The sequence below is a fragment of the Arthrospira sp. PCC 8006 genome, assembly GCF_046480465.1.
Classification (GTDB): domain Bacteria; phylum Cyanobacteriota; class Cyanobacteriia; order Cyanobacteriales; family Microcoleaceae; genus Limnospira; species Limnospira platensis.
In genome coordinates, this window is record NZ_PKGG01000250.1 from 1 (window position 1) to 6,773 (window position 6,773).

Annotated in this window: 10 protein-coding genes; all 10 read left to right on the top strand. The window is 45.8% G+C overall.

Going from position 1 to position 6,773, the window contains the following annotated elements; translation table 11 throughout:
• Positions 1–233 precede the first annotated feature (233 nt).
• Positions 234–677, top strand: coding sequence for a hypothetical protein (locus B9T16_RS23870; protein WP_014274260.1), 444 nt, complete (start codon positions 234–236; stop codon positions 675–677).
• The gene (locus tag B9T16_RS23875; RefSeq protein ID WP_410245942.1) at positions 605–1,081 is read left to right on the top strand and encodes a hypothetical protein; all 477 of its coding nucleotides are present in this window, start codon (positions 605–607) and stop codon (positions 1,079–1,081) included. The genes B9T16_RS23870 and B9T16_RS23875 overlap by 73 nt, the downstream gene beginning before the upstream one ends.
• Before the next feature lie 388 nt (positions 1,082–1,469).
• A complete protein-coding gene (locus B9T16_RS23880) occupies positions 1,470–1,856 on the top strand; it encodes a DUF1998 domain-containing protein (RefSeq protein ID WP_410245943.1) in 387 nt (128 codons plus the stop codon).
• Positions 1,857–1,964: 108 nt separating this feature from the next.
• On the top strand, positions 1,965–2,270 hold the full coding sequence (locus B9T16_RS23885; RefSeq protein WP_014274263.1) for a hypothetical protein: 306 nt from the start codon (positions 1,965–1,967) through the stop codon (positions 2,268–2,270).
• Positions 2,271–2,549: 279 nt separating this feature from the next.
• Positions 2,550–2,852: a hypothetical protein gene (locus tag B9T16_RS23890; RefSeq protein ID WP_006617311.1), complete on the top strand. Its 303-nt coding sequence runs from the start codon at positions 2,550–2,552 to the stop codon at positions 2,850–2,852.
• Between the two features lie 350 nt (positions 2,853–3,202).
• On the top strand, positions 3,203–3,499 hold the full coding sequence (locus B9T16_RS23895; RefSeq protein WP_410245944.1) for a hypothetical protein: 297 nt from the start codon (positions 3,203–3,205) through the stop codon (positions 3,497–3,499).
• 59 nt (positions 3,500–3,558) lie between these two features.
• Positions 3,559–4,398, top strand: a complete 840-nt coding sequence (locus tag B9T16_RS23900; protein WP_410245945.1) for a UvrD-helicase domain-containing protein — start codon at positions 3,559–3,561, stop codon at positions 4,396–4,398.
• A 162-nt stretch (positions 4,399–4,560) separates the two neighbouring features.
• Positions 4,561–4,914, top strand: coding sequence for a hypothetical protein (locus B9T16_RS23905; protein ID WP_410245946.1), 354 nt, complete (start codon positions 4,561–4,563; stop codon positions 4,912–4,914).
• Between the two features lie 97 nt (positions 4,915–5,011).
• On the top strand, positions 5,012–5,356 hold the full coding sequence (locus tag B9T16_RS23910; protein WP_353912578.1) for a hypothetical protein: 345 nt from the start codon (positions 5,012–5,014) through the stop codon (positions 5,354–5,356).
• Positions 5,353–5,904: a hypothetical protein gene (locus tag B9T16_RS23915; protein WP_152088367.1), complete on the top strand. Its 552-nt coding sequence runs from the start codon at positions 5,353–5,355 to the stop codon at positions 5,902–5,904. The genes B9T16_RS23910 and B9T16_RS23915 overlap by 4 nt, the downstream gene beginning before the upstream one ends.
• Positions 5,905–6,773: the final 869 nt, after the last annotated feature.

A 6,773-nucleotide genomic window follows, 5' to 3' on the forward strand; every position in this document is an offset into this window, starting at 1 on the left:
TCCTATGTTCTCTCCCCCCCAACGTCGCCAACTACCAGCAGCGCATTGGTCGCGCCGGACGACGAGACGGTAATGCCTTAGTGGGAGTAATTGCCAACGCCAAACCCCACGATTTATTCTTCTACAGCGACCCCGCCCAAATTCTATAAGGGGGGATAGACGCTTCGGGATGCTATCTAAACGCGGCGGCGATTTTAGAGAGACAACTGACGGCGTTTTGCCTAGATAATTGGGTGGCTAGTGGGTTAGACTCGGAAGGATTCTCTCCCCAACTTAATGATATCCTAAACCATCTGCAAAATCAAGCCCAAAATCGATTTCCTTACAATTGGCTAAGGTTCATTGACAGCCAGCAAGGGGAATTACTGAGGGAATTTATAGATTTATTCGCGGATACCATTACCCCAGAAACTCAAGCCCAAATTGAGGAGTTCATGCACCAGGGACAAGGGGAAATCGGCGGACTAGGCTGGCGCATTTTGAACCGCCTAGAAGGAATGAAAAAAGAACGACATCGTTTTAGTAATGCGATCGTCAACCTCACCAAAAAAATCAAAGCCCAAAAAGGGGAACCCACCTGCAAGACCCGGAAAAGCTGGCAGAAATGGAACAAGAAAAAGAGGGACTCCGGGAAATTATCCGAGATATCAACAACAAAAATATCTTTAACTTTTTGACGGACGAGGGACTGCTCCCCAACTATGCTTTCCCGGAAGCTGGAGTAACTTTACGGTCAATGGTTTTGCGGAAACTGCGGGAAAAAAAAGGGGCGAATGGTAAGCGTTATGAGGTGCTAACCATGACCTATGAACGCCCCAGCCAGGTGGCGATTAGAGAATTAGTACCCAGCGGGGTTTTTTATGCGGAAGGAAGACGAGTAAAGGTTGACCAAATAGACCTCAAATTATCGGAGCCGCAAGAGTGGCGAATTTGTCGAAGTTGTAGTTATGCAACGGAGAGTTTTCAACCAGAAGCCCATCCAAAAACCTGCCCGCGATGTAATGATACCCTATGGAGTGATAAAGGCAGGTTGCTCACTATGCTGCGGTTATGGCAATTTATGGCAACTACTTTAGGCTAAAAAAGTCGCCTAATTAATGATAGTAAAAGCTGCAAAATTAGATTTTTCAACAAACAGTTATTAGTGGATTTTTTGCCGGAATTCTGCGAACAAACTTTTTTGATTAATCACCCTTTCTCTTTCGGTTCGAGTATATTTCCCGCACGAAGTTCCGCAAAATCAACCTAGGCGAGTCTTTGTCCACGGGGGAAACGGTGGAAATTGCGGGTAAAAAATTTACGACAAAAGGCTTTACAGTTTGCCTTATAGTAAAGTAATGGATAGGAATAAAGACCACACCCAAAATCACGCGATTAGCTGTCAGTGGCGGGACAAACCCGACCAGGTAAAAACTATCGAGGTGCTGTATCTTTACCGGGAATTTGAATCATAATCAATCCGGTTTTTAATGCCGGATGAAAGTTTCTGGACTCTGGAAGGTTTGCACTCGTTTATTGCAGCGCTTCAATTAGGCTTAAAAGAGAAGTTTCGGGGGAAAGTAGACCACCTCCGGACGACCATTAGCGAAGAACCGCAACCGGAAAGCAACCTCCGCAAATCGTTTTTATATCTGTTCGATAGCATACCGGGAGGGACGGGATATCTCCGGCAATTAATTCGCCAGCCGCAGGAATTACAAGAGGTATTTCTGCAAGCCTTGGAAAAGATGAGAACCTGTAGTTGCAAAGAAAGGCATCAAGACGGGTGCTATCAATGTATTTTTGCTTATTGGAATAGTTTTTATAAAGACTATACTAGCCAGAAAAAGCGGAGAATTTACTTGGAAAATTACTGAATCATTGGAGTGAATTAAAAGACCATTCGGAAGGTTTATCAGCGATTCAAGTTAATAGCAATTTAGAGAGTGAACTAGATAGAGAGAAACTTTATCAAGGCGCTATCAATGCGAACTGATTTAGTGCTGAAACCAGAGATTATTGATGGTAAAACAGCCTATTTTATCAAAATAAAAAATAGTGCTTGGATTGTGGAAACTCAAGTAACGCTGGACGAAAAAGATGGTGTAACCATTCCCTGTCGGGCGGATTTTATCATGCGTCCGGCTTCGAGTCGGGTGGAGAGTTTACCAGTGGTGGTATTTACAGACGGTTGGGAATATCATCGCGATCGCATTAAGGAAGACTTCCAACAACGTCAGGCGATCGTCCGTAGTGGTCGATTTTGGTGTTGGTCGTTAAGGGATGATTGAAGAAACAGGTTAACCGCAGCCCGGAGCCCGCACCCAATCCCCCGCCGGACAGTTTCCGTGAGGACTTAAATAACCAGCAATTCCGGAAATGCGCTTTCTCATTTTATAAGCAATATGACTGCGAGGGAATGCAACCCCTGGAAAGCAAGGATAGTTTTGCATGGCTAATGAGTTATTTAGACCAACCCCAGGCGCAAAATTGGCAAAGGTGGGCGTCCCATACGAACTCTAGCCCAAGGGAGTCCCCCCAATGATAGGTCACCAGAATTTCTAGGGAGGATGGAAACTCGCCTATCTCCAGAAGTGATCGCCCTTTGGGAAGTTCCCCCCACATACGCCATTGGGGAGGTATCTATTTCGGAGTCATTACAGATTTTTACGCTAGTAGACCTGAAGCGTAACCACGAAAAAAACGCGACAGGTAGCCTCGTCTGCTTAGAGTTAGACGACCAACCCCGAAGACCCCGGAAGTTGGCCCGAAGCATTGCGATCGCTGAATTTATACCAATTCCTCCCCCATTTTTACGCCATTACCACCAACGCTGTCCCAGAGATATCCCTAGCTACTCCTTTCTTCTGTAGTCCAGTCTCCCCTAGAAAACACTGACCCCCGTTGGGAGGAGTTAAGGGAATTAGTGATCGAAGAAAGTCTTTTTCCCGCCACCCGTCGCATGAGTCAGGAAAACTGGCCCGGACCCCAAGCGGGATATGAACTATTAAGCGATCGTGGTAGCGTAAAAGCGATCGCTTAACTCCATAGGGAGTCGAGACAAACGACTAAAATCTGTGCGGGTGGATTTAGATTATCGGGCGATCGTACTGAAACCGGAAACGGGGAATACCTATCTATTGCTATGGGTTGATAAACATGCAGGTTGCTTATCAATGGGCGCGGCGAAAAGTCTGCCAAATTAACCAGGTTTCTTTCTTAGGTGCAAATTATCGATGTTGAACAAGTAGAAGCGACTACGGAAAAACTCAAGCAAAGTCACCAGCAACCAGAAGCCCAACCTAAACGCTTTGATGCGATCGCCGATCGGGATTTAATGCGTTTGGGGGTTCCTGAAATTTTACTCCCAGCCGTGCGGGAAATTGTGAGCGATCGTATGGGTGGAAGAACTTTTGCCCCATCTCCCCAAGGAAGCCAGCGACGGGATTTTTATGTTAGCTGCTGGCTATCCCCTCCCGGATATTTTCCAACAATTGCATTGGCCAGAACCCAAAGATAATATCGACCCGGATAACCACCGAAGCAGCCCTAGACAATGAGGACAGCCGTTGTCGGTTTATGGTAATCACCGATGACACAGAATTAGAGGAAATGTTAGCAGCCCCCCTGGAAAAATGGCGGGTTTTCCTTCATCCCACCCAACGGAAATTAGTTGAAAGAGACTGGAATGGGGCGGTGAGGGTACTCGGTGGGGCGGGGACTGGTAAAACTGTGGTGGCGATGCACCGGGCGAAATGGTTGGCAGAAAATCGCTTGACGAAAACGAGCGATCGCCTTTTGTTTACGACGTTTATCCGAAATTTAGCGATCGATATTGAAAACAACCTGAAAACCATTTGCACCCCGGAAGTAATGAAACGCATTCGGGTAATTAACCTAGACTCTTGGGTGACAAGTTTTTTCAAAGAGGAGGGCATCGAAAACCGGATCGTGTACAATAACGAAACGGATGACCTCTGGCAACAAGCCTATACTTTAGCGCCGCCAGAATTAGGATTTCCCCTAAGTTTTTATCGGGAAGAATGGCAGGAAGTGCTACAACAAAACCGCTGCCAAACTCTAGCGCGATTATCTAGGTTCCCGTCGCATTGGTCGCTTAACCCGTTTGAGTCGTCAAAGCACGACAAGGAATATGGCTGGTTTTTGAGGAGTATCGCAACCTGCTACGAGAAGCGGGATACCGCGAGGCTAATGACGCGATGTATGATGCTATGCGCGATTATCCGCGCCAAAGGTCGAGAAATTCTCCCCTATAAAGCGGTAATTGTGGATGAAGCCCAGGATATGAGTAAAGGGGTATTTGAGTTAATTAGGGCGATCGCGGGTCTCCCAACAGCCAATGATATATTCTTGGTCGCAGATGCCCACCAACGCATCTATGGGCAAATTGTCATCTAATTGGCGACTGCCATATTGATATTCGCGGACGGTCTAAGAAGTTGCGCCTCAATTATCGCACTACGGACGAAACTCGCAAATGGGCGACAGCGGTTCTGGAAAATTTGGTGATCGATGATTTAGATGGCGGAGTAGATTCACGTGCAAGATTACCGTTCAATCATGCACGGCGATGCCCCCATTGTCAAGGGGTTCAAGATTTTTGAGCAGGAAATTTCCTATTTACAAGAGTTATTAACAACCTTGCAAAATCAGGGGAATACTGGCGATCGCAATTCATCGCGAGTTGGCATGGTGTTTCGCACAAAATCGCGCTATGGAACAGTACGAGTCAGCCATGGCGCAATTATCAAATCGTCAATTACACGAATTAAACGAAATCAACCGGACAATCTCTTAGATGAAGGCATCCGCATCGGCACAATGCACCGAGTAAAAGGTTTACAATTTTACTGGATTCTATTACTGGGATTAAATGATAATATTTTACCCCCAAAAAGGTACTTAAATGACTGACCAGACCATATTACTAAAGACCGATTTATTACTTCGATACCCGGTTTATGGCACGTCGATGCCACCCGCGCCAAGCAGCAAGTCCTGATTAGCTATTATGGGAAACCCAGCCCATTTGTGGGCAAAAAATAAACCCGATTTCTTTAAAAAAAAGAAACCTGGTTTCTCAAATAAACCTGGTTTCTTTGAGTCTGGTGAGAAACCGGGCTTCTTTGAGTCTGGTGAGAAACCGGGCTTCTGGCTTACAGCCAATTACCGGCACCGGCACTGGTCATGTAAAGCAGCGATCGCTATTTTCGATTTTTGGACCAAAAACAGCGAAAAAAAAGAAATTAAAAAAAGAAATTCAGAAATTGGTAGAGAGAATCGTCTTCTAGTAGAAGGGAGAAAAGAATCAAACAAATCTCTACTTCGACAAACTAATCAAAGGAAAAATGTATGACTCGTATCAGGATTGAATTAATTGATGTGTATTGTGCCGATACCGAAGATGTTACGGGAGCCGATGATTTTTATCTTGTCGGTGCCCTAGTCGGTGGTGACGTCACCAAAGCAATTTTGACCCGCCCTATCAAAATCAATGACAAGCAAAGAAAGTCATTTAATCCCGGAGATTCCGTTTTATTTGACGGCAATCTTCAGCCAGGACAAGTCATCAAAGGTGGACTGAAAGCTTATGATGAAGATGCTGGAAAAGACTGGTCTAAGTACGGTGATACGGTCGGAGCAATTAGCAGTATGGTTTCCGGTGCTGTATCTGCTGCCGGACCCTACGGAGTCCTTGCTGGGACGATTCTTTCAGCCGCAACAACTGGCGTTGGCATTCTCGCAAGTTTTGATAAAGATGATTTGCTCGGTGCTTGCGAATTGGAAATTTCTGCCGTAGGACCGGCTTATGAAGTGCGGGAGTGGAAGATGTCTAAGAAAAACAGCTTTATGGGTTGGTCTAGCTGGGATTACACGGTTCGATTTCAGATTAGTCGTTCCTAAAAAATCGCCATATTTGTAGGCGATATTGTCCGGTGGGAAAGAATCCCTACCGGACTACCGCTCATGGAGGGGATTCTCAAAACCCCCAAGTCTTGATTTCCGGCTGTTAAATTAGAGGCGATCGCGTCGGTTATCTATCGATGCGATGTTTCCAAAGACCGCTTTATTACTGCGGAACGCTGTTTATTGCACGTCGCAGCCACCCGCGCCAAGCAGCAAGTCATGATTAGCTATTATGGGAAATACGTGCGAGACGTTTAGGAGTGAAATATGGCTGCAATGCTCGAAATAACCTCCTAGAGGGGAATCAACTGATTCAACCCAGTTACCCCTTAACTGTTTATATGTTCCAACGCTCGGGCTTAAAACGAGCAAGGCAGGAAACTCAAGGTCAATCCCATTTTAAAAAATCGCAAAATTTACCGTCCAGGTGAACTTAGGAGGAGTAAAATCCACTTGGGGCGATTATGGGAAAGAGTAAAGGCGATAGCCACCCCCAGTTTTGGGAATCACAAACCCAGGATTGAAGCGGGGAACGGAAGGCGTGAAGTAGAACCTACTACCAGATGCGACCACTGCCAACCATCCATGATTAGGGAAACCGAATGTTCGGCTTGAACCATCGTCAGCATTAAGCAGCGAAATAGGTTTGATACGCTGCGCCCAAAAGGGTAAGGGGAAAAGTAGGAAGTTGTATTTACTACCTACACAGACCTTTTTAAGTACCCCGGTGGATAGAACAAATCTAAAGATGGAATGCCCATATAAACGGAACGTTTAAACCCCTGTTAGGCTCTCAGTAGTGTTGTGTCTATTGAGTAGTGAAAAGTGTAAGCGTATGCCTATAAGGGGAAAGGATGTGACTGAAA

Bases quoted from the DNA above. Each gene is read 5' to 3' on its own strand.
- B9T16_RS23880 (WP_410245943.1), top strand. From the start codon at position 1,470: ATGCCGGATGAAAGTTTCTGGACTCTGGAAGGTTTGCACTCGTTTATT.
- B9T16_RS23900 (WP_410245945.1), top strand. From the start codon at position 3,559: ATGGTAATCACCGATGACACAGAATTAGAGGAAATGTTAGCAGCCCCC.
- B9T16_RS23915 (WP_152088367.1), top strand. From the start codon at position 5,353: ATGACTCGTATCAGGATTGAATTAATTGATGTGTATTGTGCCGATACC.
- B9T16_RS23875 (WP_410245942.1), top strand. From the start codon at position 605: ATGGAACAAGAAAAAGAGGGACTCCGGGAAATTATCCGAGATATCAAC.
- B9T16_RS23885 (WP_014274263.1), top strand. From the start codon at position 1,965: ATGCGAACTGATTTAGTGCTGAAACCAGAGATTATTGATGGTAAAACA.
- B9T16_RS23890 (WP_006617311.1), top strand. From the start codon at position 2,550: ATGGAAACTCGCCTATCTCCAGAAGTGATCGCCCTTTGGGAAGTTCCC.
- B9T16_RS23905 (WP_410245946.1), top strand. From the start codon at position 4,561: ATGCACGGCGATGCCCCCATTGTCAAGGGGTTCAAGATTTTTGAGCAG.
- B9T16_RS23910 (WP_353912578.1), top strand. From the start codon at position 5,012: ATGGGAAACCCAGCCCATTTGTGGGCAAAAAATAAACCCGATTTCTTT.